Annotated in this window: 18 protein-coding genes; 9 read left to right on the top strand and 9 right to left on the bottom strand. The window is 32.6% G+C overall.

Annotated elements, in window-relative coordinates; translation table 11 throughout:
- The first annotated feature begins 114 nt into the window (after window positions 1-114).
- Genes KHA90_RS18720 through KHA90_RS18710 form a run of 3 tightly spaced genes read left to right on the top strand, consistent with a single transcriptional unit; the run spans window position 115 to window position 2,809 of the window.
- Entirely contained in the window at window positions 115-444 is a 330-nt protein-coding gene (locus KHA90_RS18720; RefSeq protein WP_213304563.1) for a hypothetical protein, read from the top strand.
- Complete coding sequence (locus KHA90_RS18715) at window positions 437-2,275, top strand: metallophosphoesterase (RefSeq protein WP_213304560.1); 1,839 nt, start codon at window positions 437-439, stop codon at window positions 2,273-2,275. The genes KHA90_RS18720 and KHA90_RS18715 overlap by 8 nt, the downstream gene beginning before the upstream one ends.
- Window positions 2,276-2,293: 18 nt before the next feature.
- A complete protein-coding gene (locus KHA90_RS18710; RefSeq protein ID WP_213304557.1) occupies window positions 2,294-2,809 on the top strand; it encodes a CinA family protein in 516 nt (171 codons plus the stop codon).
- 103 nt (window positions 2,810-2,912) lie between these two features.
- On the opposite strand, the gene KHA90_RS18705 is transcribed toward KHA90_RS18710, so the two are convergent.
- Complete coding sequence (locus KHA90_RS18705; RefSeq protein WP_213304543.1) at window positions 2,913-3,305, bottom strand: helix-turn-helix domain-containing protein; 393 nt, start codon at window positions 3,303-3,305, stop codon at window positions 2,913-2,915.
- Between the two features lie 677 nt (window positions 3,306-3,982).
- Between KHA90_RS18705 and KHA90_RS18700 the strand changes: the two genes are divergently transcribed.
- Window positions 3,983-4,489 carry a GNAT family N-acetyltransferase gene (locus KHA90_RS18700; RefSeq protein WP_213304539.1) on the top strand — a complete coding sequence of 169 codons (507 nt, stop codon included), beginning with the start codon at window positions 3,983-3,985 and terminating at the stop codon, window positions 4,487-4,489.
- Between the two features lie 107 nt (window positions 4,490-4,596).
- A complete protein-coding gene (locus KHA90_RS18695) occupies window positions 4,597-5,145 on the top strand; it encodes a HutD family protein (RefSeq protein ID WP_213304536.1) in 549 nt (182 codons plus the stop codon).
- A 189-nt stretch (window positions 5,146-5,334) separates the two neighbouring features.
- On the opposite strand, the gene KHA90_RS18690 is transcribed toward KHA90_RS18695, so the two are convergent.
- Entirely contained in the window at window positions 5,335-5,904 is a 570-nt protein-coding gene (locus KHA90_RS18690; protein ID WP_213304533.1) for a Crp/Fnr family transcriptional regulator, read from the bottom strand.
- A gap of 230 nt (window positions 5,905-6,134) precedes the next feature.
- Here KHA90_RS18690 and KHA90_RS18685 point away from each other — a divergent pair, with 230 nt between their 5' ends.
- A complete protein-coding gene (locus KHA90_RS18685) occupies window positions 6,135-7,250 on the top strand; it encodes a pectate lyase family protein (protein WP_213304530.1) in 1,116 nt (371 codons plus the stop codon).
- A gap of 318 nt (window positions 7,251-7,568) precedes the next feature.
- On the opposite strand, the gene KHA90_RS18680 is transcribed toward KHA90_RS18685, so the two are convergent.
- From KHA90_RS18680 to KHA90_RS18670, 3 genes are all read right to left on the bottom strand, one after another.
- A complete protein-coding gene (locus KHA90_RS18680) occupies window positions 7,569-7,952 on the bottom strand; it encodes a DUF3037 domain-containing protein (protein WP_213304527.1) in 384 nt (127 codons plus the stop codon).
- On the bottom strand, window positions 7,942-8,724 hold the full coding sequence (locus KHA90_RS18675) for a HipA family kinase (RefSeq protein WP_213304524.1): 783 nt from the start codon (window positions 8,722-8,724) through the stop codon (window positions 7,942-7,944). The genes KHA90_RS18680 and KHA90_RS18675 overlap by 11 nt, the downstream gene beginning before the upstream one ends.
- 389 nt (window positions 8,725-9,113) lie before the next feature.
- Window positions 9,114-9,962: an NAD(P)H-hydrate dehydratase gene (locus KHA90_RS18670; RefSeq protein ID WP_213304521.1), complete on the bottom strand. Its 849-nt coding sequence runs from the start codon at window positions 9,960-9,962 to the stop codon at window positions 9,114-9,116.
- A 373-nt stretch (window positions 9,963-10,335) separates the two neighbouring features.
- Here KHA90_RS18670 and gcvT point away from each other — a divergent pair, with 373 nt between their 5' ends.
- From gcvT to KHA90_RS18655, 3 genes are all read left to right on the top strand, one after another.
- Complete coding sequence (gene gcvT, locus KHA90_RS18665) at window positions 10,336-11,418, top strand: glycine cleavage system aminomethyltransferase GcvT (protein ID WP_213304518.1); 1,083 nt, start codon at window positions 10,336-10,338, stop codon at window positions 11,416-11,418.
- A 274-nt stretch (window positions 11,419-11,692) separates the two neighbouring features.
- A complete protein-coding gene (locus KHA90_RS18660; protein WP_213304515.1) occupies window positions 11,693-13,723 on the top strand; it encodes a S41 family peptidase in 2,031 nt (676 codons plus the stop codon).
- A 280-nt stretch (window positions 13,724-14,003) separates the two neighbouring features.
- The gene (locus KHA90_RS18655; RefSeq protein ID WP_213304501.1) at window positions 14,004-14,717 is read left to right on the top strand and encodes a YebC/PmpR family DNA-binding transcriptional regulator; all 714 of its coding nucleotides are present in this window, start codon (window positions 14,004-14,006) and stop codon (window positions 14,715-14,717) included.
- A 234-nt stretch (window positions 14,718-14,951) separates the two neighbouring features.
- On the opposite strand, the gene KHA90_RS18650 is transcribed toward KHA90_RS18655, so the two are convergent.
- From KHA90_RS18650 to KHA90_RS18635, 4 genes are all read right to left on the bottom strand, one after another.
- Window positions 14,952-19,637: a hypothetical protein gene (locus KHA90_RS18650; protein WP_244860429.1), complete on the bottom strand. Its 4,686-nt coding sequence runs from the start codon at window positions 19,635-19,637 to the stop codon at window positions 14,952-14,954.
- 123 nt (window positions 19,638-19,760) lie between these two features.
- Window positions 19,761-22,217: a hypothetical protein gene (locus tag KHA90_RS18645; protein WP_213304498.1), complete on the bottom strand. Its 2,457-nt coding sequence runs from the start codon at window positions 22,215-22,217 to the stop codon at window positions 19,761-19,763.
- Window positions 22,218-22,224: 7 nt separating this feature from the next.
- Window positions 22,225-23,568, bottom strand: coding sequence for a PKD domain-containing protein (locus tag KHA90_RS18640; protein ID WP_213304495.1), 1,344 nt, complete (start codon window positions 23,566-23,568; stop codon window positions 22,225-22,227).
- Window positions 23,569-23,641: 73 nt separating this feature from the next.
- A complete protein-coding gene (locus tag KHA90_RS18635) occupies window positions 23,642-24,955 on the bottom strand; it encodes an IPT/TIG domain-containing protein (protein WP_213304491.1) in 1,314 nt (437 codons plus the stop codon).
- Window positions 24,956-25,025 lie beyond the last annotated feature (70 nt).

The raw sequence follows: 25,025 nt of genomic DNA, 5'->3' as shown, positions 1-25,025 counted from the left end.
CTGCAGAATCTTTTAATGCGAAAATTAAAGCATTTAGATCTCAATTTAGAGGAGTTAGAAATGTAGATTTCTTCTTATTCAGATTATCTAATCTTTTTGCTTAATCCCCAACTTTTGCACCTGATCCTTTTAATTCTTGATAAAATTGGTCCAATAAATAAATTATATTCTCGACTTGACAATGTTATTAATGCAAATCGCAAATACATAGTTGTCTCTGATTTGGTTTGCTTAGGAACAGAAGTGAAAATTGTAAAAAATTTAATTCAATTTGTAGGAGGAAAATATCTAGGAAATGTTTCTATAATAAAAACTGAAACATTAACTCCCCAAGATATCAAGAAAAAAGATTCTACATTAGCAGTCTTTTCAATCACCAAAGAAAATAATAGAGAACTAAATTTCAATATTTCAACAAATTTAGAATATTTTACAAATGAATAATCCTGTTATAATACATATTTCAGACTTACATGTAACCTTATATAATAAGTTAAATGGAACATTCAATGATAAATGTGATTCATATTTAACAACTAATTCTTCTAAAGAACTATCAAATTCGTATGTTACTAATTTTTGTGAATATATTAACAAACAATATCCAGATAGAGAGTGTTTTTTAATAATAAGTGGAGATATTACAAATTCAGCTGAAAACGATGAATTTACATTTGCAGAAAATTTCATAAAAGAAATTTTAGCACAGTTAAGAATTGATAAAAAAAATCTTTTATTAATTCCTGGTGACCATGATATTCACAGAAGGTCTATAATAAATGAACTTGAACAAAATCCGACAGATCAAGCACATTTGTTAACTGAAATAAAATATGAAAGATTTTCAAATTTTTACTACAATCTAAAAAACCAAAATTTTCCTGTAAATAAACAAATTGTAGATTTTCTAAATATAAAAGATAGAATTGTTGTTATAGGATTAAACTCTAACTACAAAATAAATGATGAAGGAGGAGAAGGAAACATACCAGTCGATAAATTTAGAGAAGAAATGTTAGAGCTAAAATCTATTTTTACTCTTCCTCAACTAAATTTTGTACTTGCATGGCACCATAATATTTCTGCTGGATTTGAGGATAAAAATAGCGGTCAATGGGAAAAAGAAAACAGAGGGTTATTACTAAGTGAAGTAATGAATCAAGAAGTAAAATTAATTTTAAATGGTAACGAACATATCAGACAGTCCAAAAAAATTAATGGAGACTCTATATATATTTCAGATTGTGGTACATTATCAACAATCAAATATGAATCTTCTTTTAAAGTCTTTGAAGTATTAATTGATGATAATTCTGTTAATTTAAAAAATAATATTCATCTATTGCACAAAAGTAATAATAATGACAAACCCAATTATGGGTATTGGGATATTACAAATAATGCTAATGCGGGAGAAATAGAAATATTTAAACTATATGAAAACAACAACATAAGTATTGAAAAGGTAGTCGATATTTTTGAAACAAACGAAATTGAAATCCCAGAAACTAATATAGAATTAGATGCAGAACCAATAGTACATAAAGATATTATCTCCTATAATAATGAAGATTTTTCAAATTACCTTTATCAAATAGTTAGATCTAAAAAACTTTTTCATTCTGGACATTTCCATTGGAGTGAAACATCAAGAGCACATAATTGGATTGATATTTCTAAATTATTAGAATCTAAGGAAGATTTACATTTTGTAAAAGACTCTATTATTGATGTTATTGAAACATTTGATTTAGCTAAAAATTGTGACTTAATTATAGGCCTAGGTTATGAAGGTAATATAATATCAACAAAAGCATCTATAAAATATAATAAACCATATACTTCTTTACCATATTCATATAGGTACAATGATCACAATGAATTTGAAAAAAACTTAAACTATGACAATTCTAGAGGTGATTTCAAAACTGTAATAATAATTACAGATGTTGTCAATGACGGAAGAACTATTAGAAAATTAATTGGAAAAAGATGCGAAAAATTTTTTGAAAAAGTTGAAAAGATAATTGTGATATCTCTTTTCTACACTGGTGATGTAGAAAAAGTCAATATAGATATTTTAAATTATGATAAAAGATTGCCTAATCAAGCCTATGATTTTGAAAATGATCATGAAGTAAATAATATAGAATTTTATACTGTTAGGAAACTAAAAGTTGATAAATGCCCATATGACAAAAACTATAAAGACGAATGTCTAATTTACAAGGATGAATTAAGTTGTGTACATTTATTTTATGACGTCAAAGATTAAAAATAATTTAAATAAAAAATGGATATAGAAAAAATAAAAAAATTCAATTCTGAATTAATTGAGAAAAAAATTACAATATGCTGTGCCGAAAGTATTACAGCAGGATTATTAGCAAGTACAATTGCATCTATTCCTGGAGCTTCAAGTGTCCTTAAAGGTAGTATTGTAACATACAATCCTGAGCTTAAAATCTCTATTTTAGGTGTAAAGCCAGAAACTCTATTTAAACATTCTGCTGAATCAATTGAAACCACAGTAGAAATGGTTAACGGTTTAGTAAAAACTTATTCAAATGCAGAATTATATGTAGCAGTTACAGGAGTCGCATCTGAACCATTAGAAAATTCAGGAGTAATTAAAAAATGGGGACAAGTGTATATTGCAATTTATTATAATAATGAAATTTATGAAACTGATAAAATTATAGATTTTATTAAAACAGATGAAATTGAAATAAGGAATGAAATAAGAGAAAAAACGGTTGATTTAATTCTAGAAAAAATTTTAGAAGTTATTTACAAACCTGTTTCTTAACTTTCCAAAATATTTTTCCCTTTACCAACATCTCGTTAGTGAACACAAATAAAAAAAGAGATCTTAAGATCTCTTTTTACAATTAGTATACATTTAAAAAACGTTACTTCCCGTTCAATAATTTTTCTAAATACTCAACTTTATCTTTTTCAACTTGCACCAAACGTTCGTAAAGTTCAATTACTTTATCTAAAGGATTAAAATTGCAATTGTAATTAAGTCCAGCATTTACAATACCATTATCGTGATAAGTATTTCCAATAATATTTAAAACTGCTTCTTCCGAAAAGTTTTTAATTGCTTCAACAGAAACTTCAAGAGCTTTTGCAATCTCAATTAGTCTTTGCTCGTCTATAGTTTCGCTGTTTTCAATAGCCGAAATGGTCTGCTGGCTTATTCCTAAAGCATATGCCAGTGCATCCTGTTTCATATCTTTAAGCTCTCTGATACGGCTTATATTTCTGCCGATATGGTTTGGTTTTATTGCTGTACTCATAATTCAAAGATATTTAAAATTCTTAAACGAAAATAAATTTCGGTAAAAAACAAACTGTTTTTGTAAGATACTATTTTCAGAATTGATATCAATTGACAAATTCGGCTTTAGCTAAAAAAACTAAATATTAGGCTAAAGCCATTTTCTAATGTAATTTTGTTGCTCAGGCTAAAGCACAATGTTATTAAGTTAAGGGGAAATCTATAAAATTACTTAACAGTTTAATCAAGAAGGTAATTAGAAAATCCGTTTTTATCAGCGTTTTCGTTTTAGCGAATCAGTAAAATCAGCTTCTAATTTTAGACGCGGATAAAACAGATTTACTTCGTAAAAACGCGGATAAAAACGGATTTGATTTGCAGTGATTTTATTTTTTAAAAGCTTAACTTAATAATATTGAGCTAAAGCAGGAAACAATTCAATTTTTTATACAATTAAAACTAGATAACATTTAGACCCGTTGTGTGCAATTATTTTTAACACATAGAAACATAGAATTAATGAACTAAAAAAGGCGCTTCACTTGCATTAACAAACATAGCTATGTGTGAGAAACTAGTTTCTTTTTAATTTACTTTTTTCAAAATCATAGAATCTATGTTTCTATGTGTTTAATTAATTTTTTATGTATTATCACAACGGAATAATATTTATACTAATAATACAGTCAGATTATCATGATTACAAAAGCAACATTACAAGACATTCCCGCATTAACAACCTTAATAAACTCAGCCTACAGAGGCGAAACCTCTAAAAAAGGCTGGACAACCGAAGCTCATTTATTAGAAGGAAAAAGAACCACCGAAGAAGAATTAAAGGAAATTATTCAAGATCCTAAAAATACATTCCTGAAGTTTACAGAGAATGATAAAATTATTGGTTCGGTTTTATTGGTGGTGAAAGAACATCAATTGTATGTGGGAATGTTAACGGTTTCACCTGAATTACAAAATAGCGGAATCGGGAAAAAAATGTTGGCTGAAGCCGAAAATCATGCTAACGCTTTGGGATTGTCAACTCTTATTATGACGGTTGTTTCGGTTCGTTCAGAACTTATTGCGTGGTATAAACGTCATGGTTATGTTCAAACCGGCGAAAGAGAACCTTTTCCTTCAAGTGATATTCATATTAATATTTCAAATGAACCTTTGGAGTTTATCTATTTAGAGAAAAAGATCTAAGTTTTTTGCTATGGGAACGCTTTTTTTACCATATAAGTGATATAAGTTCATTTAAAAGGATGGTTAAATGTATCTGGAAACTGAAGTCATATTAAAATATTTGATAAATGAACATACGCCTTTTGCCTAAAAAAGATAGTACATGCTCTATTTGGAGTGGCGGATTGACATATGAATACATTATCTATCCGAAAACAGCAAACTATGCCGATAGAGATTTTATATTCAGAATAAGCAGTGCTACAATAGAAAAAGTTCCATCAGAGTTTACCCAATTTAAAGGTTATCACCGATACTTGGTTATGCTTGATAACTCCCTAAATATTGAGGTAAACAAAGAAGAAAAAATATATGAGAAACATGAAATCATGGAATTTAATTCGGATGATGAAGTGACTTCTTATACAAAAGGTACTGATTTTAATTGGATGGTTTCTGAAAAAATAAGTCATCATGAACTGAAAATAAGTAATAGTAATCAGAATTATAATGCTGAGATAATAATTTTATTTTCTTTACACATAACGGTTATTAAAATTAATGAAAAGCCATATTATTTAAATCCTCATGATTTATTAGTCATTGAAAATCTAGAAAAGGAAAATATAATGCTTCATTTTTCTAATGAATGCCTCTGTGGAATATTGGATTTTTAAAATTTAGTTTTATTTGTTTCAGGTTTCAGGTTTCAGGTTTAACCGCAAAGATTCGCAAAGGGTTACGCAAAGATTCGAAAAGTTTTTTTAATCGCGCAAAGACGCGAAGACGCAAAGAAAATAAAACTTTGAGTCTTCGCGTCTTTGCGCGATTCTTTTTTTAACTTAGAAACTTAGCATCTCAGAACCTTAGCACCTTTTTTTAATCTTTGACAAAAACTCGTGTGAAACGCCGAGATAAGACGATAAATTCCTGTTGTTGATTTTATCTACTTTGTGAGAGTATTTTTCGATAAACTCCAGATACCTTTGTTTGGAGGTTTTGTTTAAGACATCTAAAAGTCTTTGTTGAATAGCGATGTTTGCTTTTTCGACCATAATGATGTGAAACTTGATCAATTTTGGCACTTGCTCAAATAAGAGCGCTTTGTTTGTTTTGCTTATTACCAAAATTTCGCTTTCTTCAATTGCCTTAATGTTGTAGGTTGTAGGCTTTTGATGATAGAAACTTTCGAGATCGCACATCCATTCATTTTCGAAAGAAAAGAAAATAACACTTTCGGTGCCATTGTCATTCAAAATATAGGTTTTGAATGTACCTTTTAAAATAAAGCCTTCATATGAACTGCTTGAGTCCTGAATTTGTAGAAACTCATTTTTCTTGAGTTTGACGAACTCGGCTTTTTCAACGACAAAATTCCATTCTTCTTCTGTTAACGGAATTTTACGTTCAATACTTGATCGTAGGTTTTTGTACATGTGGTTTTTTACTTTTATTCTTACTCAGGGGCGTAAGTGTGAATGAATGAAAAATAATGTAATCGATTACGTAAAAGTACCCTTTTTATGCATTTTTGTAAATTAACAACTGTTAAAAAAATACTTTCCGTTAATTTATTTTCAAAATATTGAACTTGTTCAACTTTTTACAAAGTTTTTATAGTCAGTTTTGCACTGTTAAATTAATATAAACCCCCAAATTTATCATTATGAAATTTAAATCAACATTTTCAGTGTTCCTACTAACACTGGCTTTAGGTTTTACAGCGTGTAATACCGAAGAAATTGCTTCGTCTGCAGACGAAAATGCTATTATTGAAACTGCCACACCTACTTCTGGTGGTTTGACGGCAAAAATTGGAAACTGCGCTCAGGTTCCGGGATGGGCTTCGCAAAACGGAGGAACAACAGGTGGAGGTTCTGCTGCAGAAACAACTGTTACTACTTATGCTCAGTTAAAATCTGCAATTGAAAGCAGCTCTGTAAAAGTTATCAAAGTTAGCGGAACTATTACGGTAACGACAAGATTATCATTTCAGGATCAAACCGGAAAAACGATTTATGGTGCTAACGGTGCAAAATTAGTTTCGACTAATCAAACTAAAGATGCGTCTGGTATTATCAACATTAAAAGATGTAAAAACATTATCATCAGAAACCTTATTTTTGAAGGTCCTGGTGCTTATGATACTGACGGATGGGATAATGCAATCCTTGACGAATGTACAAATGTATGGGTGGATCACTGCGAATTTAGAGATGGTGTTGACGGAAACTTTGATATCAAAAACAAATCAGATTATATTTCGGTTACTTATTCTAAATTCCATTACTTGAAACCACCAAAAGCTGGAGGTTCTGGAGGATCAGATGATCATAGATATTCAAACTTAATTGGTTCAAGCGATGGAGCTACAGCAGATCGCGGAAAATTAAGAATTACTTTTGCTCGTTGCTGGTGGGCTCCGGGATGTAAAGAAAGAATGCCAAGAGTACGTTTTGGAAAAGTACATTTAATAAACAATTTCTTTAACAGTACAGTGAGTAACAAATGTATCGCTGCAGGTTTTGAAGCGGATATTAAAGTGGAAAGTAATGTTTTTGAAGGAGTAAAAACACCTATAGATTTAATGACAGGTTATACAGCTGTTACAGCAGTTGGAAATGTATTTACAAATACTACCGGAAATACTGCGGGAAGTAAAACTGCTTTTACTCCTCCGTATTCTATTGTAACGCTGGCAGCTTCAGCAGTTAAGGCTGATATTACTGGAGGAGCCGGAGCTGGTGCAACGTTAGGTGGAAATGTTTGCGGATCATTTTAATTAAAAAAATATTTGAAAATTCCATAATTTCAAATTGCTAAATTGAAACTATGGAATTTTAAAGAATGTGAGTTAGTTTTAGTTTAAACCACGGATTACAGTTGAATGTAATTCGTGGTTTTTTTCTTAACCGCAATGAACGCTAAGTTTTTTTTTTGAAGCTTGTAAAATTTTCGCGCAAAGAGCCAAGTCGCAAAGTTTCTAAATTCTTGGCGACTGGGCATCTTTGCGCGATTTTTAAAATAATATGTTAGACGCACTGCTGCGCACCTCTACAAAACCTTTGCACCCTTGTTCCTCCGCACCTTTGAACCTTCCTCAAAGAACTAATTCTTCAAACAATCTTTGAATCGTTTTTTCTAAATCCTGAGACAATCCCGTATGCGGTCTTGAAGTTTGAATCGCCGAACTACGAATTGCCGTTAACCAGCGAAAACGTTCCGGAATATCCATTTCGCCAATGGGTCCGCCATCTTTGGTTCCGTTTACGATTTTTTCTAAAGCGGTTACATTACAATGCAATTGCTCTATATCAAAATCATCTGATAAAGCTTCGATTTTAGCATCGTTTATGTGGTGCAATACTTTTATAAATTTGGCTCTTTTGCAAAACAAAATGATTCCGATATTCAGGAATTCTTCGCGCTCTACTCTGGGTACCACACGAATTACGGCATACTCATATAAGTGACTATCTTGCATTGTACGCTTGGTTTACAAAGATTTCTGAATTATTTAATCTCGTTTGCAAAAACTGTAAGTATACGTTTCGCAACGCTTCAGGGGTTTCATCTGTATCTTCCCATTGCAGCCATTCTTGCGGAATTGTATTTACAATATCTTCCAGCATTTCTGGAGTTAAAAGAGCTTTATATTCGGCATCAACTTCTTTTAAAAGTGAGGCTTGAGGTAATAAAACATGATCTTTTATTAATGCAAACGGACTTTTGGCGTGTTGTTCCCAGTTGTTCCAGGAATGATGAAAATACAAACATGCGCCATGATCAATTAGCCATAATTCTTTGTGCCAAATCAACATATTGGTGTTTCTAAACGTACGATCTACATTTGTAATATAAGCGTCTAACCAAACGATTTGTGAAGCTAATTTTGCATCAACTGTGGTTACAACAGGATCGAAAGTGATTGCGCCTGATAAAAAATGCAATGCTAAATTTAATCCCTGACTTCCTTGCAGTAAATCCTGAATTTCTTCGTCGCCTTCGCTTCGTCCAAATGCTTCGTCAAGATTAGCAAAAACCAGTTCCGGAAGTTGCAGTTTTAAGGCTTTGGCAATTTGTCCGCCCACTAATTCGGCTATTAAGGCTTTTATGCCATGACCGGCTCCCTTAAATTTTAAGACGTATTTAAAATCGTCATCGGCTTCTGCTAAAGCGGGTAAAGATCCGCCTTCGCGCAATGGCGTGATGTAACGAGTAACATTTACCGTTCTGAGATCGAAATTGTTTTTCATAAGCATTTACTGAAATACAAACTTACTAATTTAGATTGTTAGATTGTTAGATTTTTAGACTTCTTAGATTTCTTAGATTTCTTAGATTTTGCTTATTTAACCGCAAAGCACGCGGATGAAACGAATTTTTTTATTTTATCTGTGCCATTTTAACTGCAAAGTTGATAGCAGGTTTTATCCATTTTTGTCATCCTGTTTTCTATGATAAAAACAAATATTTTTGATATTGGATTTGGTTTTTATTTCTCGCAGATTTTGCAGATTGAGCAGATTTTTATTTTGACAAAGACTGTCATCCAGAGGAAGGCGGGATGACAAACGGTGAGCAGAAATCTAAAAGTATACGATCAGAATTATCTCATTATCAAATTATCTCATTGCCACATTCTCTACTTCTCTAATTCCAAAAACGCTTTCCCCAGATTTTCGATAATATCTGATGCTATAAACGATTGATATCCTGTTTGAGGTAAGGCAATATCAGCGGTTAATCCGTGAAGGTAGACGGCGATTTTTACGGCATATTTGGGTTCGTATCCTTGTGCAAGGAAACTGGTGATGATTCCGGTTAGGGTATCGCCACTTCCTGCGGTTGCTAAGGCGGCGTTTCCTGTGGTGTTTTCGTAGATTTCGGTTTTATTGATGATGTAGGTTGGCGCGCCTTTCATGACGATGATAACTTTGTATTTTTCAGAAAAAGCGATTGTTTTTTGGAACTTTTCCGATTCTGAATTCCACTTGCCTATTAGGCGTTCGAGTTCTTTGGGATGTGGTGTCAGAATGGTGTTTTCGGGAACTAATTCAAGCCAGGATTGATTTTCGGATAAGATATTTAATGCGTCTGCATCAAGAACTAATGGCGCTTTGTTAATTCTTAAAAATTCGAATAATGCTTTTTGCGTTCCTAGCTCCTTCCCTATTCCGGGACCAATCGCAATTGCTTGTGGTTGTAACGGAAGGTGAATATTTGTGATGAAATTGGTATTTTCATCGGTTATTACCATAACTTCGGGAATGGAGATTTGAAGAATTTGATAACCGCATTTTGGTGTAAAGGTTGTTACAAGTCCGCAACCGGATTTTAGACATGATTTTGATGCTAAAACGGCTGCTCCTATTTTGCCATAACTTCCTGCAATAATCACGGCATGACCCTGTAATCCTTTATGTGTATGAGGATTTACGGGTTTGTAGAATTTTAGAATTTCTTCTTTTGTGATTAAAAGTGGATCTTTCATTTTGGCTTATTTTTTCTGAATAATTTAATTTTTAATCAGTTTTAGATTTTGGCTGATGTTTATTGTAACGCTGATTAAACGGATTTACTTCGTAAAAACGCGGATAAAAACGGATTTTTTAATTAGCTATTGCTTTACTTTGTGCCTTAAACTGGTTATTAAAGTTACATAAAAATTGAACAATAAGGAATTTATGGTTTCCTAAAATTCCTAGCCCTGATAGGAGCGGCATCCTTTTGTTTTTTTCTTTAAAAAACAAAAGATATAGCGTATAGCAGGAAATTGCTTCTAATTATTGCGAAATTTATAATTTGGAGTATCATTTTTAGATATTTTTGAATAAATTTGCGATACAATCTTATAAAACAACACAATGAAAAATACTGCGCTTACGCACATCCATGAAGGTTTGGGAGCTAAAATGCTGCCTTTTGCAGGTTATAATATGCCTATTACTTATGAAGGAATTAACGCTGAACATGAAACGGTTCGTAACAGTGTGGGCGTTTTTGACGTCTCTCATATGGGTGAATTTTTGTTGACGGGTCCAAATGCTTTGGCTTTGATTCAGAAAGTGACTTCAAATGATGCATCGACTTTGACGATTGGAAGAGCGCAATATTCTTGTCTGCCTAATAATGATGGCGGAATTGTGGATGATTTGATTGTTTATAAAATGAAAGAGGAGCAGTATTTACTGGTTGTAAATGCTTCGAATATTGAAAAAGACTGGAACTGGATTTCGTTGCACAATGATTTGGGTGTTGAAATGAAAAATCTTTCTGATGATTATTCGTTATTGGCAATTCAGGGTCCAAAAGCGGTTGAGGCGATGCAGTCTTTATCTTCTATAGATTTATCGGCGATTGCTTATTATCATTTTGAAGTGGCGGATTTTGCAGGAATTGAAAATGTAATTATTTCTGCTACAGGATATACCGGTTCCGGAGGATTTGAAATTTATTGTAAAAACAGTGAAGTAGAACAAATTTGGAATAAGGTTTTTGAAGCTGGTGCAGCTTTTGGAATTAAGCCAATTGGTCTTGCTGCCCGTGATACTTTGCGTCTTGAAATGGGTTTCTGTTTGTACGGAAATGATATTAATGATACGACCTCTCCACTTGAAGCTGGTTTGGGATGGATTACTAAATTCACGAAAGATTTCACCAATTCTGAAAGTTTGAAAAAACAAAAAGAAGCTGGTGTTACTAAAAAATTAGTTGCTTTTGAAATGCAGGAACGCGCTGTACCAAGACATGATTATGAAATTGTTGACGCTACAGGCACTGTAATTGGTGTTGTAACTTCCGGGACGATGTCGCCTTCTATGAATAAAGGTATTGGTTTAGGATATGTTACTTTAGATAATACTGCTGTTGACAGTGATATTTTTATTAGAATCAGAAAAAATGATGTTCCTGCTAAAGTGGTGAAATTACCGTTTTACAAGAAATAGATTTTTATAAATATAGATTTAGAAAATGCATTACTTATAGTAGTGCATTTTTTTTTGCCACAGATTAAAATGATCTAAATGATTAATCTTTGAAATCATTTTAATCCGTGGCATTTTTTATAAGATTTGCTTACTGGAAAAGCCTATCTTAAACTTCTTAAACCAGATTTCTATATGTTAAAATAAATTGTTCAGATGTAAGAATTATTATAAAAAATATAACACGCAATCAAAAAATAAGCGTAATTTTAATCTAAACGAAGATTTTCGATTTATGAAAAAAATATTATTAGTATTGGTTTTAACTACAAATGTTCTATTTAGTCAAAATAGTGTTAACACCTGTGAAATACTAAACAAAATAAATGCACTTATTCAGGACGAACATATTAGACCGAAACTGGTAGACGATAGTTTATCGGTTTTTGTTTTTGATAATCTGATTAATGAATTAGATCCTTCCCGAAATATATTTTATAAAAGCGAATACGAAAATTTGTCTGCCAAATACCGTACAAATTTAGATGATCTTATCTTAAGCAATCAATGTGATTTTTTAGCCGATATTACATCTGCCTATAAAAATGGTCTTTTGAGAACGAAAGCGGTTCTTGAAAAAATCCAAAAGGAACCTATTGATTATACTAAGAAAGATACTATTAGGTTTTATAAAAAATCTTTTCCGTTTTATCTTAAAAAAGAAGATTTAGAGAAGGTTTGGTCAAAGAAAATCCGCTACCAAATTCTGGATGAAATTGCTGAAACAAGCGATAATTTAGATTCGATTAAAACGAATTTTAAGTCGATTGAATTAGCCTCGAAAAACCTGATTTTAACGAATGAAATTTGCCGAATCAATACGCTTTTAGCAACTAATCTTAAACAGGAAGAAAAACTCTACAATTACTTTTGTACTTATTTTGATCCGCATACGGCTTATTTTAGTGATGATTCTAAAACGAGTTTTGTGGCTTCATTGTCAAAAGAGCATTTGTCGCTGGGAATGACGGTAAATTTGAACGAAAAAAATGAGATAATTATAGCAGAACTGGATCCAAATGGTCCGGCGTATCAAACAGGACAAATTAAAAAGGGCGATCAGATTGTTTCGATATCTAATCAAAAGGAGACTTTGCAGGTTTCATGTGCTTCGTTAGAAGCTATTTCGACTATGATTTTATCTGAATCGAATAAAAGTATTACGCTTACGCTGAAGCGAAATTCCAGTAAAAACTTTGATGTTTACGTTGAAAAGCAAGTGATGAAGGATGAAGATAATTCGGTTTTTAGTTTCATTATTGGAAAAGACAGTAAAATAGGATATATTAAAATTCCGAGTTTCTATGCTGATTTAGATGGAAATAGCCGTAAAGGCTGTGCAGATGATGTGGCTCGCGAAGTTATAAAACTGGAAAGGGATAATATTAAAGGTCTTGTTATTGATTTAATTGATAATGGCGGCGGATCTATGGAGGAAGCGATAAAACTTGCCGGAATGTTTATTGATTATGGTCCTCTTTCTATTGTTGTAGATAATAAACAAGGGAAATCAATTATCAATGATCCTTTTAGAGGTTTGATTTATAAAGGTCCAATTGTAATTTTGGTGAATAGTAATACGGCATCAGCAAGTGAGTTTTTCTCTTCGATTTTGCAGGATTATAATCGTGCTTTATTATTAGGCAGTAATACTCTGGGAAAAGCTACGATGCAGACTATAATTTCGCTTGACGAAACTAAAAATACTGACTTTTTGAAAATTACAATTAATAAATTTTACAGGGTTACCGGTAAAAGCCATCAATATATTGGTGTTAAACCTGATGTGATTCTTCCTGAATTTTATGAGGGTGTTTATCAAAAAGAAAGTGATTTCCCTACTGCAATTAAAAATGATAGTATTGAACCTTTATTAAAATTCAAGCCTTATGTAAAAAGGGTTTTAATCGATAAACTGGCTAAAAATAGTGCTGCACGATTGGCTGATAATTACTTTTTTAATAATATTAAAAAAATTAATTTGAAAATTGATCAATCGGTTAATACTCCAAAAGCAGAGATTCCGATGACTTTAGATGCTGTTTTTAAACAGAAAAAGACTGTCAATTCACTATGGAAGGAAATCAATACTTTTAATGATGAAAATAATCAGTTAGATGTTTATAATTCGACTGTAAATCAGTTTTTACTTGGGGTTTATCCAAATGATAAAACGATAAATCAATACCAGATCGATAATCTTAAAACTAATCCGTATTTAAATGAAGCGGTGAATGTTATTAATGAGTTTAATGCGATGAAGTAGATTTTAGATTTTAGATTTTAGATTTTAGATTTTAGATTTTAGATTTTAGATTTTAGATTTTACCACATTTTCAAAGTCTTCTACTTTGAAAATGCTATTATGGATAAAACTTGTTGACCTTATATAAAATTAATCTTTAAAACCTTTGCGAACTTAGCGTAAATCTTAGCGATCTTAGCGGTTAAATTATTTATAAAAACATAATTTAAAAAAGAATTGAATTGATTTTGCTAAAAAAAGGAATAACCGTATTTTTGCATCTCAAAATAAAAAATTAGTAATGGGAAGAGCGTTCGAATTTAGAAAAGGAAGAAAAATGAAACGTTGGTCAGCAATGGCTAAAACATTTACCCGAATTGGTAAAGACATCGTTATGGCCGTTAAAGAAGGTGGTCCTAACCCTGATGCCAATTCTAGATTAAGAGCTGTAATACAAAATGCAAAAGCCGCTAACATGCCTAAGGACAATGTGGAGCGCGCGATAAAAAATGCAAGTAATAAAGATACTGCCAACTATAAAGAAATTTTGTTTGAAGGATATGCTCCTCACGGAATTGCGATTTTGATTGAAACGGCATCTGACAACAATAACAGAACTGTGGCCAATATTCGTAGCTACTTTAATAAATGTAACGGTACAATGGGAACGCAAGGCTCTGTTGAGTTTATGTTTGACCATACTTGTAACTTCAGAATTGCTAAAGGAAATCTTGATCCTGAGGAATTAGAACTTGAACTTATTGATTTTGGTGCTGAGGAGGTTTTTGAAGATGAGGACGGAATTTTAATCTACTCGCCTTTTGGAAGCTTCGGTACTTTGCAAAAAGAACTTGAAAACAGAGGTCTTGAAATTTTATCTTCGGGTTTTGAACGTATTCCGCAAATCACAAAAGAACTTACTGAAGCTCAAATCGCTGATGTTGAAAAATTGATCGAAAAAATTGAAGAGGATGATGACGTTATGAATGTTTATCATACGATGAAAGAAGAGTAAAAACTTACTTTTTATATTATAAAATGAAACTCCAGAGCAATCTGGAGTTTTTTTTGTTTATAAATATTTTATATAATCCCGTAAATAATTATCAGACAATTGATATATTTTCAAGTAGTTTTATTTGTATGAGGTATGTTTTGATAATAAGTTTAAAAGCAAAAGAGACGACTAAATAGTCGTCTCTTTTGCTTACATCAGCTTTTTTTAGAGCTTTTATTCTATCATTCAGAACTACCTGAAATTATTAGTGTTTTTATATTTATAAGTAAACTCGTTGGCTTGCTTATCTCCCGGCAAATTATATTTCATAACAATTTCGTAGTTTCCGTAACGCATAAACAGGAAATTAGAATTATGAAAACGTTTTGCAATTGCTTCAATACTGGTATCTCCGTTAATATAACCATTGATAACCTGATTGTCTAAATCAACCCAATCCTGCTTGTAAATTAAAGGCATATTGTATTTAAATGGAAAATTGCCTTTTGTCCACGACTGGTTTACATTATTTTCTATACTGGTTGTATAATGTGTATTAAGAGGTATCGCTTTTGCAGGAATTACTCCTAATTCATTTGTATCTCTGTTAGTTATAGAATAATTACCATTAAAAGGATAATCTTTATACAAATACGGAAAAATATCTGTTGTATAATATTCATCATTTAGCTTAGACTGCGCGGTTATTATTGGTTTACTATCACTATAAGACACTCCTTGCAAATCGACAACATCAAATGCTTCCTGACTTGAAATGGTATTGGTCAAATAAATGATATCTGAATCCAAGACTCCAAAATTGTAGCCCTGAGTATTTATCGAATTCATTTTAGCCGTAAATGTTTTGTATTTACTGGTATTAAATGAATAAGTCAAACGCTCAATACTTCCTTCTGCCTTAGATAGCGCATCGGCTTGGTTTTCTTTTATTTGTATGTCATTACCATCATTACTAATTGTATTTGTTTTTGATTCAGCTATTGTATTTCTCGACTGAGTTTGTTTCAGACTGCTTACAATTGAAAAATTATATTTTTTATCCTGATCAATATTTGGTAAATTATAATACACTTCATTTGAACTGGTATCATAATTAAAAGCTGTAGCTTTTGAAGTAGAAGTTCCGTCCTGATCTACTTTTATATTTGTTTCCCAATTTGCATCTTCAAATAAATAATCCTGACCGCGTTTAAGCTGAATATATCCTTTAGGGTATTCTTCTTCAAGGAAATATTTTTGATCTACGACAGGATACGAAAATTTAATATTGGTCAACGGAATATGATTTGGAGCTCCACCAGTTGTAAATAATCTTTCTTCAAATTCTGTGGCTACTTTTCCATCCACTTTTATGGGTTGGAAAGAACCATTTACCATTTTCTGGAAACTAACCTCAACCTGAACTTTTAATTCTTTATTTGGAGGTAAAATATCTGTTGAAACAAAATTAGCCTTGTCTTTCGTAGAGCTCCACTCTAAAACTCCGGGAATTTCTTTTGTGCCGTCAAAAACCTTGAATTTTTCTAATATCACTTTATAGGTAACGTCGCCGGCATCTTCAGGAATTACAAAAGCTTCATTCACTTTCATAGAAAAAGCGGCTTGTGGTACAGCAAAAACATCAACATCCGTTGAACTCTGTTTTGGAGTTACATCTGTTATTAATTTAAGCCCTCCCAGTGGTGATGCATTTTCAAATTGGCACTCTTCTCCAAGTTCAAATTTAAAACGGAATTTTCCTTTTATTAATCCACCCAGAATATTCATATTTCCACCTACATAACCTCTCATCCAGACTGGGTTTGGTAATTTTGCCTGCAATAAAACGGCAGCTGCTCCTGAAATAATTGGCACTTTCAATTTTAAGAATGATAATTTAATTCTAATTCCTAATTCTCCCTGTAAATAGGCATACGATTGTCCGTTAGCATACCAGCCATTGATACCTACACGTTCACCTGTATTAGAACATCTGGCTTCCTGATAATCTTTAAGCATGATATCAAATCCCATTCCGGCTTGAAAACGGGCATAAAAAAGCAAGAAACTCAAATCTCCTGTATCAAAATCTAAACTGGCTCCAAAGGCTAAACCTCCTCCATTTGCCAATGAATTTTCGTCACGCATATAATCTAATTCTTTGGCATCGACACCTAAAATACTAGCGACCTGCGCTGGTGGTGGCGGACTTCCGGGAAGCACTGTTCCTGCCATAAAATAGCTTGTTGTTTTTAAGTACATTCCTGCAAATCCTATTTTTACACCACATCTGTCATCTGGTGTTCCCATATACATGTACCAATCTTTTGGGTCTTTATGAAAAACTCCCCAAACTGCTCTTCCTCCTTCTCCTGTTCCTGACAAAAAATTTCCAGGTGTATTAATGTAGACATCTGTTGTAGCATGCATCGAATTATTTTGAAAATCAAATTCTATTGCAGCTGCCATTCTGATCCCTACTTTAGCAGATAAAGGATCTGGAACTGCCTTATCTGCTTCCGGAATATATTTACTGGCAAAAGAACCTTTAAGATCATTATCGGTTATGCCTAAAAAACTTTTCTTTGAAGTCATATTTCCTGCGACCTTACCAATTAAGTCATTAATATTTTTCATTCCCGGTATTTTAGCCATAACATTTGCTTTACCAAAAATTGCCAGTCTGTTTATTCCTCCTTTTGAGTTAAAAGCAATCTCAAAACCTGCTTCACCATCACAAACACTTTCTGAACCAATATTAAAATAAATAAGGGCTTTAATCCCTAAGCTTATTTTTTCATCCGGCGTATAACTCAATCCTGATGGGGAAAAATCTCCAATAGCTATATCTTCATTTCGATGCATTTTATAATAAGCACCTCCCCCAAAACCGGTAATCATAAATGGTGCGGGAGTTGGTGGCCATTTAACAGAGGCATCAAAATACCAATATCTAAAGGTCGTACGACCAAAAATAGCTTTTGCTTTTACAGTTACAATTCCTGTAACATCAACTTCCAGATCTGCATTGAATCCGTTACCATAGACAGGGTCTTTCTCCATTAAGATAAGACTTCCCTTTATTGTCAATCCGCTAAATTTACAGTCAATACTAATAGCTGATAAATCTAATCCGTCATACTTACTTCGCTGCCTGTAACCGTCGTCATACATTTTGCCTTTTATCCCTATTCGGGCTGTGGCTCCGGCTCCAACACTTTCCATAAGGTTAATCCCTAAATCAAAATCGATTCGGGAATTATCTCCGTTAATGGCAACATTTATATTACCAATCGAAACCGGGAAATTACCAAAGGAAACGGTGCCTTTATATCCCATATTTCGGACAGAGATAATAGGCGAAACTGTCTGCAATTGCAGGTTTTCGAATGAAATTCCTTTAAAATCAACTGTCTTTTTCCCTTCTACATCTTTATCATCAGAAGCTCCTTTATTGGTACCAATTGAAACTGTCCCGTTTAAATTAGCTTTAGGTAAAAATTTCCCGTTTACTAATTTTAATTCAACAGAACTATTAGGTAATAGCAAAGCCCTTGCTTTCCAGATATCAAACGATATGGAATCTTTTGTTACAACAATTAATTGCTGCTCCTCCATGGATATAAAACCATTATATTCTAAGCCCGCTCTGTTTGTTTGAGCAGGTTTAGCAGGAGTTGTTGCTGTAGCTGCTGCCCCAGTAGCTGCGGGAGTTGGTGTTGCAGTCGATGCAGTTTCTTTTTTCTCTGTTGCCTTACTTATAGGTAAAAGAATCTGACCGCTTAAATTTGCTTTTACAAAAGTATTTGCTGCAATAGTTACATCAATATGATCTAAGGAATATGCCCATGATTTTTCCTGACTTGTTATACCGCGATCCAGTGGGAAAACATTATCTGCATAAAAAGTACCCGAAACTCCAAATTTATCTATGATAAGATTTTGTGCTCCTACATGAAGTCTTTCTTTACTTGACGCAGTATCTGTTGTTTGAAATTCTTTGGGAAGACCAACGTCAAAAGTCTGAATAAATACTCCTTTCCATGCTTCCTGTGTTGGTACTAAAAGTGCATTTTTTGCATAATACTCGGGAAAAACTACTGTTGGATCATTTTTTAAATCACTTAAATCCAATACTGCATTACTAACCAGAAATTGGAAATTACCCTCAAAGTCTTTTCCGTTTCGTTTGTCTTTTAAAGTAAAAGGCTGCAAACTTACATTGACCAAAATATCATTCCAACTGCTTGCAGTAAAACTAAAATCACCTCTTACCCTATTAGGTATCGGAACCGTTTTTCCGTTGTAGTAGGTTTTAGGAACTGTTAGTTTTGCTTCGTCTACCGTTTTTGTTAACGGGTCAATTGGCAATATTAAATTTCTTGAAAACTCAACTGCTCCTGAAATTTTCATTTCCTTAAAACCATCGCAGTCAATTTTAACATAAGTCAGATCTTTGACATCTCCTGTTGCCATATCAAAACCACCATAAAGTGATACCTGCCATTTGTTATCGCTAAACGGAATGTCAACATTGCCTAATAATACTAGTTTTGCTTCTCCTATAATTCCTCCCTGATGTGATAATTGTACGTTATCTGCACCAAAAAACAATTGCATTGGCTGTCCGTTTTTATCTTTTTGCGGAATATCAACTCTACAAAAAACGGTCAAAGTTGTGTATTCCGGTGAAAAAACAGCTTTTGTTATCCCGATAGAATATTGAACATTACTTATTGTTTTACGAATACCGATTGGTAACTCTACCAAATCCTGATTCGAAAATTTATCTACCCAGCGGTCAGCAGCTTCGATCTTTTCGATAGAACTTGCAGCGACACCTAATTCTTTAGGCGGTGCAATATCCTGCCCGTAAGAAAAAACAACCGAAAGCATGATAAACAATACCGCTAAATGTATTTTGTAAAAATTTTTCATAAGCAAATAATCCTGTTTTTTTGTAAAATAAAGCATAGTAACTTTTTTATATTTTATCCAAACTATTTTTGAAATGATCTACGAATTTCTTTTTTTATTTAAAAGAATTGTATTCTTTGATCCTTAATTATTCTTTAAATATTTAAATTCAACCTCATCATCTTTAACACTTTTAAGGGCTAAATCATGATAATACGGAATTAGTTTTATTTTTAATTCTTCTACTATTTCTGCATCTGTTTTTTTGTCTTTCATCATTTTAAAGAAGTGGCTTAACTCCTGATTATTAAAATTTGAAAAGTTTTCATTTTTATGAATTTCATCTGCAGATGTATTCGCAAGGATCGAAATTTCATTAATCATCCATCGATGCACTAATAAAGGCTGTAACTTTTTATTTTTTCTTTCGACTAATTTTAAATAAGAATTATAGCTGGTTTTATTGGTCACATCCTGTTCACTTACGCCGTGCATTTTGTGTTTATTCACTCTTCCTAATGCCATGACATAATCATTTTCGAATCCTTCATCTTTTCGAATCATATCTTCTCGTAGACTTTGTACTGTTTCCAGGATATATTTGTTATATCTGTCTAAAATATCATTATTTAAATCGTACGCTTTTAAATAATCTAAAGCTTTTTCTTCAAAACTTTTATCATCCGGAGTCAGGGTTGTAAGGGTCAATAAATGTTGCAATTCATCTGAATCTTCTTTTGGCATTGGTCGTAACGCCAGCTGAAGGTCCTGTAATTGTTTTATAATTTCATTTCTTGTTCCTTCGTACGTTTTGTCTTTATGTTTAATTTTTAAAATAGGATCTGATACAATTTTCTCTTCTTTTTTAGGCTCTTTTTTAGCCGGTAATTTTAGTTTATCAATGGAGTAAGCATAGTTTAATGTAGCGGTTAAATCATTAAATTTTTGAGCGTTGCTACTGTTTCTAAACATTGAAATAATACTCATATTAAAATTATGCTGTTCGAGCAATAAATAACTACTATTGAATTTTACTCCAAAAACTGAACTTGTATTAGTATTTCCCTGAGAGCTATTGTACAGAAGTCCCACATTAGTATTCAGCTTATCTTTGAATAACTTTTTTGAAGCTCCAACTGAGGCTCCAACCGATGAATTATCGTTTTGACTTACTTGATTACTGGTGTAATTAAGAGAACTGTTTAAGCCAATTTTCGTTTGTAGAAAATTTACCGAATGTGCTACATTATAATTCTGAACGGTACTTGCCTGTCCTCTTCGTATTACTCCTCCCTGCTCATTTGCCTGACCCGCAATGCTATAATTGAAATTTAAATTTTGATTTCTCTTTTTTCCAAAAGAGTATGACATATTCATATTCGCATTTTGCGATAATTGCCTGTAATCTAAGGTATCAGCCTGTACTGTGTTTGGATTATTGATAAGCTCAAACTGATCTAATTTTTTATTGGTATAAGTAGAAAAATTAGAATAACTTCCTGTAAAATTTATTTGGTCTGTTACTCTGTAATTCATATTTATGGAACCAACAACGCGTTTAGTATCTTGCTTTTTTGCTTTTGCAAGATCATCCCTCTGATATCCTAAACTAGTCGAAACAGTAATTTTATCCTGATAAAAAGGGCGGGCAAATCGCAATGCTATATTTTCTAAATCATTATTAAAATACAATGCTCCTAATGTGTTATAATTAGGATCAATACGCTCATATGTTAATCCAATAATGCTTTTTTGAATATTATAATCAAAATTGACATTTAATGCGTTCAAATAACTGGTGCTTTCTTTACTGGAAAATAATTTATCCTTGAAATTTCCTCCCGAAAGACTTTTATTTCTCGTATCATCCGTTAAAACAGATAAAGCGTACTCAACATTTAAATTTAAATTCTTAATCAAAGAGGTACTAAAAATCAAACTGTTTACAAAGTTTTCTTTTGGAGTAACTCCTTTATCATCTATTAAGTTTAATGAATTCAAATTATCTTTTGCATAAAAACCGATCCATCCAATTTTATATTGCTGCTGTTCAAAACCTATTTTAGCTCCGTAACCATTACGCTGATAAACCGGAATTCCTCCCATTGCATCGTCACCTTCAACTGCTTTTAGCAATTGTCCGCCCATCAAGGTTATTTTAAAGGGGCTTTGTGGCGTAAGTTCTAAACCAACTCCCTTAAACGGAAAACCGCTTAATGTGTAGGGCGAAAATGTCATACTTACATTCCCTATATAGGCTTTAACCCACTTGTATTTAGGCATAATACTTAATCTGTTAAAATCAAATGGGGCGGTATAGCCTAAATTTTTTCCCTGATTGGTAATGCTGTAAAATAATGGAACACTAAAATTAAAAGCACTAATATTCAAATTCCCTGAAAGCAAATAGGTAAAAGGCTCACGTGCATTGGGCATACTTGAAGTATAATACATCGCATTCGCGTTTACACTACCTGTAACTTTAAAATTTGGTTTGTAAAAAGTCTCTAAATCTACATCTTGCGCATATCCTTTCCTGCTAATACAACAGGCAAAAACAATACATAACCACAACAAGATTTTTTTATTCTCTCTCTTCATGTATTGGTTATTGTTTTTGTACTTTGATGTCACATAAAATATAAGAACTTGTGCCGTTCTTTACCATATCTTTAATTTTGATGGCTCCTTTTCTTCCGTCTTGTGTTTTAAATAATATAATTCTGGGGTACGTAAACCCGAATTCCTGCGCTCCTGCTGCGCTATAATTTATATTTAAAGATTTTATTGGACTATCGTTTACCATTGCATCAAACTGAGCCTCGGTAAAATTCAATCCACAACTGCATAAATTTTGAGAGTTTACAAAAATGGTACTTTGTGCATTTTTTAATTCTAAAAAGCCATAATTATTTGCCTGATCCGGCGATACGAATCTATTGTAGGTGAAATTGTTATTTAAACCCTGAAAAACAATATCAATCAAACTGCTGTTCTGATCGTTAATTTCATTTGCTTTATAAACCTGTCTTGTTACGGTCGAGAACATTGCACCAATATTGTTATTATTATGTGCTGCATTTATTCCCAATTTAACATTCGTTAAAATGCGCAAATTAGTATCCGGTAAAACGGTAATAGTTGATTTATAAATTTGGTTCGTTTTATCATTCAAAGCTTCTAATGTAACTTCATGATTACCCGCATTTGTAAAAACTACTATAGGATTTTGTTCTGTTGAACTTGCGGGAGTTCCGCCTTCAAAAGTCCATTTGTAACTTGTGGCACTAATTGATTTATTAGTAAAATTAATCGTTACCGGAGCTTCATAATCATCATCTTCAAACTTAGGCTCATACGAAAATAAACTTACCAAATAAGGCGCAACAGTTATGGTCTGTGTTTGTTTATCTGATTCAAAACCATTAGAAACCGTTAAGGTAATCGTATGCTCACCAGGCGTTGTAAATACCACATTTGGCGGTGTTTTACCTGTAAAAGCTGCTGGCATTCCATCCTGAAAATCCCATTTAAAAGTTAATCCTTCCCCAACAGTTGTGTTTTTTAAAACAACCTCAACAGGAGAATAATTGCTTTTGATGATTTCATGTGAGAACTCAATATTAAGTCCCTCTTTTATTACTACTGTTTTACTAAATTCATTACTCTCGCCATCTACATTTGTAGCTATTAATTTAATGGTATAAGTACCTTGTTTGTTGTACAATATTTCGCCCGGATTTTTTTGAGAAGAACTGGACGGATTTCCTCCTTCAAATGTCCATTCGTATTGATCTGCACCGGTAATTTTATTGTCTATTTTTATAATAACAGGAATCGATTCGTCATCGTTGGCATACGACGTCGTAAAATCACCTTCTATGGCTATTGAAGTTTCCTGATAACATGAGGTAATAACAATAAATAAGAGTAAGAGTAAAGTTTTTTTCATTCAGTTTATTTTAAAACATTACAGCTTTTAAGGCTGTAATGTTTTTTTAATCTTTTTATTTTCCTGCTAAAAATTATAAATAGCGTTTGATTATCTTGTCTTTAGAAAAAGCCCAAACAACATTGTTTTTGTAGGAGATATTTCCAATAGTTTGGTCGTGCGTATAGTCTAAAGTCCAGGTAGTACCACCATTTGTTGTTTTATAGATTTTATTGTCTAAAATCGCCCAACCTGTATTTACATCTTTAAAAGTGAACTTCGAGAACATTTCACCATCATAAATCTGGCTCCAGGAATCACCACCATTGTTCGTTTTAAATAGTTTAACATCTAATAAAGCATTGTAGTAATGATTAATTAAAAGAAAACCATTTTGCTTATCAACAAAGGAAATCTCTCGCGCATAATAACCCGGCGCTTCATTAACAAACGGATATTCTTTCCATCCATCTGTTGTATTATTTTTGAATAAAATAAATGGTCGTTCAAGATTAAAGCCGTCTTTATCTTTAATCTTTTTATAACCAATTACCCACATGTGGTCGTTATCAATTTTTGTTGATTGAAAGAGATTAGCGGTATCATCTTCTAGTTCATAAACTTTTGTAAAATCAACGCCGTTAGATGTTGTAAAAACTCTTCCTTTTTGTGTAACAACTGTTCCGTCTTTCATATTGTCATCTACGTAGATGCAATAATAAACTTCGGTCGTATTTGCTATATTGGCAAATATATTATTGCCTAAATCTCCACCTGCTTTAATTTTGGTCATTCTGGTAAGTTCAGTTGAACTGGCCCATCCTTCATCGTTTTTAGTAGCGTGAGCCTCTAAACTAAAACCACCTCTCGCCCATTGACCCCATGTAATACCTCCATCAAAAGTTCTTAGACTCCCTGCTATATACACTATCTTGTCATTAATCATTTGAATATTGCCTCGTGCAACATCATATTGTGCGGTATTTTCCTGAGCTACCCACTCTGTCAAAGAATGAACAGGAAGAATCCCTATATTCCCCTCGTAATCGTTTTTTATTTCATTACTTATCGTTCTGTTCTCTATTGTAAGCTGCAATTTTGGCAGGACTTTTTCTGTTTTAGGTATTGTAAACTTAATTTCAGTAGCTGTTGCCGAAACAATTGTGGCTGCAACGCCATCAAAAGTAATTTTGGTATCGCTTACTTTTTCAGAAAAATTCTCCCCATATATACTAACTGTTTCTCCAGTTTCGCCTGAGTTTTTAGAATACGACGTTAATTTTGCTGTTTTTATCACAACAACCGGTGGTTCTTCCGGAGTTACTGCTGGCTCACTCTCCGGACCTGAACAGCTATTAAACACTATAAAAAGTTGCAACACTGCTACTAATAAAATTCTCTTTTTCATTTCTTACTATATTTTTTCATTCAGTTTATTTTAAACACTACAACTTTTAGAGGTTGCCGTCTTTTTTTTA

It is taken from the genome of Flavobacterium psychroterrae (genome assembly GCF_018380615.1).
Taxonomy (GTDB): Bacteria; Bacteroidota; Bacteroidia; order Flavobacteriales; family Flavobacteriaceae; genus Flavobacterium; species Flavobacterium psychroterrae.
This window is presented reverse-complemented; position numbering and strand designations above follow the sequence as displayed.

Bases quoted from the DNA above. Each gene is read 5' to 3' on its own strand.
- KHA90_RS18645 (WP_213304498.1), bottom strand. From the start codon at position 22,217: ATGAAGAGAGAGAATAAAAAAATCTTGTTGTGGTTATGTATTGTTTTT.
- KHA90_RS18715 (WP_213304560.1), top strand. From the start codon at position 437: ATGAATAATCCTGTTATAATACATATTTCAGACTTACATGTAACCTTA.
- KHA90_RS18700 (WP_213304539.1), top strand. From the start codon at position 3,983: ATGATTACAAAAGCAACATTACAAGACATTCCCGCATTAACAACCTTA.
- KHA90_RS18675 (WP_213304524.1), bottom strand. From the start codon at position 8,724: ATGAAAAACAATTTCGATCTCAGAACGGTAAATGTTACTCGTTACATC.
- KHA90_RS18650 (WP_244860429.1), bottom strand. From the start codon at position 19,637: ATGAAAAATTTTTACAAAATACATTTAGCGGTATTGTTTATCATGCTT.
- KHA90_RS18655 (WP_213304501.1), top strand. From the start codon at position 14,004: ATGGGAAGAGCGTTCGAATTTAGAAAAGGAAGAAAAATGAAACGTTGG.
- KHA90_RS18670 (WP_213304521.1), bottom strand. From the start codon at position 9,962: ATGAAAGATCCACTTTTAATCACAAAAGAAGAAATTCTAAAATTCTAC.
- KHA90_RS18660 (WP_213304515.1), top strand. From the start codon at position 11,693: ATGAAAAAAATATTATTAGTATTGGTTTTAACTACAAATGTTCTATTT.
- KHA90_RS18685 (WP_213304530.1), top strand. From the start codon at position 6,135: ATGAAATTTAAATCAACATTTTCAGTGTTCCTACTAACACTGGCTTTA.
- KHA90_RS18635 (WP_213304491.1), bottom strand. From the start codon at position 24,955: ATGAAAAAGAGAATTTTATTAGTAGCAGTGTTGCAACTTTTTATAGTG.
- KHA90_RS18695 (WP_213304536.1), top strand. From the start codon at position 4,597: ATGAACATACGCCTTTTGCCTAAAAAAGATAGTACATGCTCTATTTGG.
- KHA90_RS18680 (WP_213304527.1), bottom strand. From the start codon at position 7,952: ATGCAAGATAGTCACTTATATGAGTATGCCGTAATTCGTGTGGTACCC.
- KHA90_RS18710 (WP_213304557.1), top strand. From the start codon at position 2,294: ATGGATATAGAAAAAATAAAAAAATTCAATTCTGAATTAATTGAGAAA.
- KHA90_RS18690 (WP_213304533.1), bottom strand. From the start codon at position 5,904: ATGTACAAAAACCTACGATCAAGTATTGAACGTAAAATTCCGTTAACA.
- gcvT (WP_213304518.1), top strand. From the start codon at position 10,336: ATGAAAAATACTGCGCTTACGCACATCCATGAAGGTTTGGGAGCTAAA.
- KHA90_RS18705 (WP_213304543.1), bottom strand. From the start codon at position 3,305: ATGAGTACAGCAATAAAACCAAACCATATCGGCAGAAATATAAGCCGT.
- KHA90_RS18640 (WP_213304495.1), bottom strand. From the start codon at position 23,568: ATGAAAAAAACTTTACTCTTACTCTTATTTATTGTTATTACCTCATGT.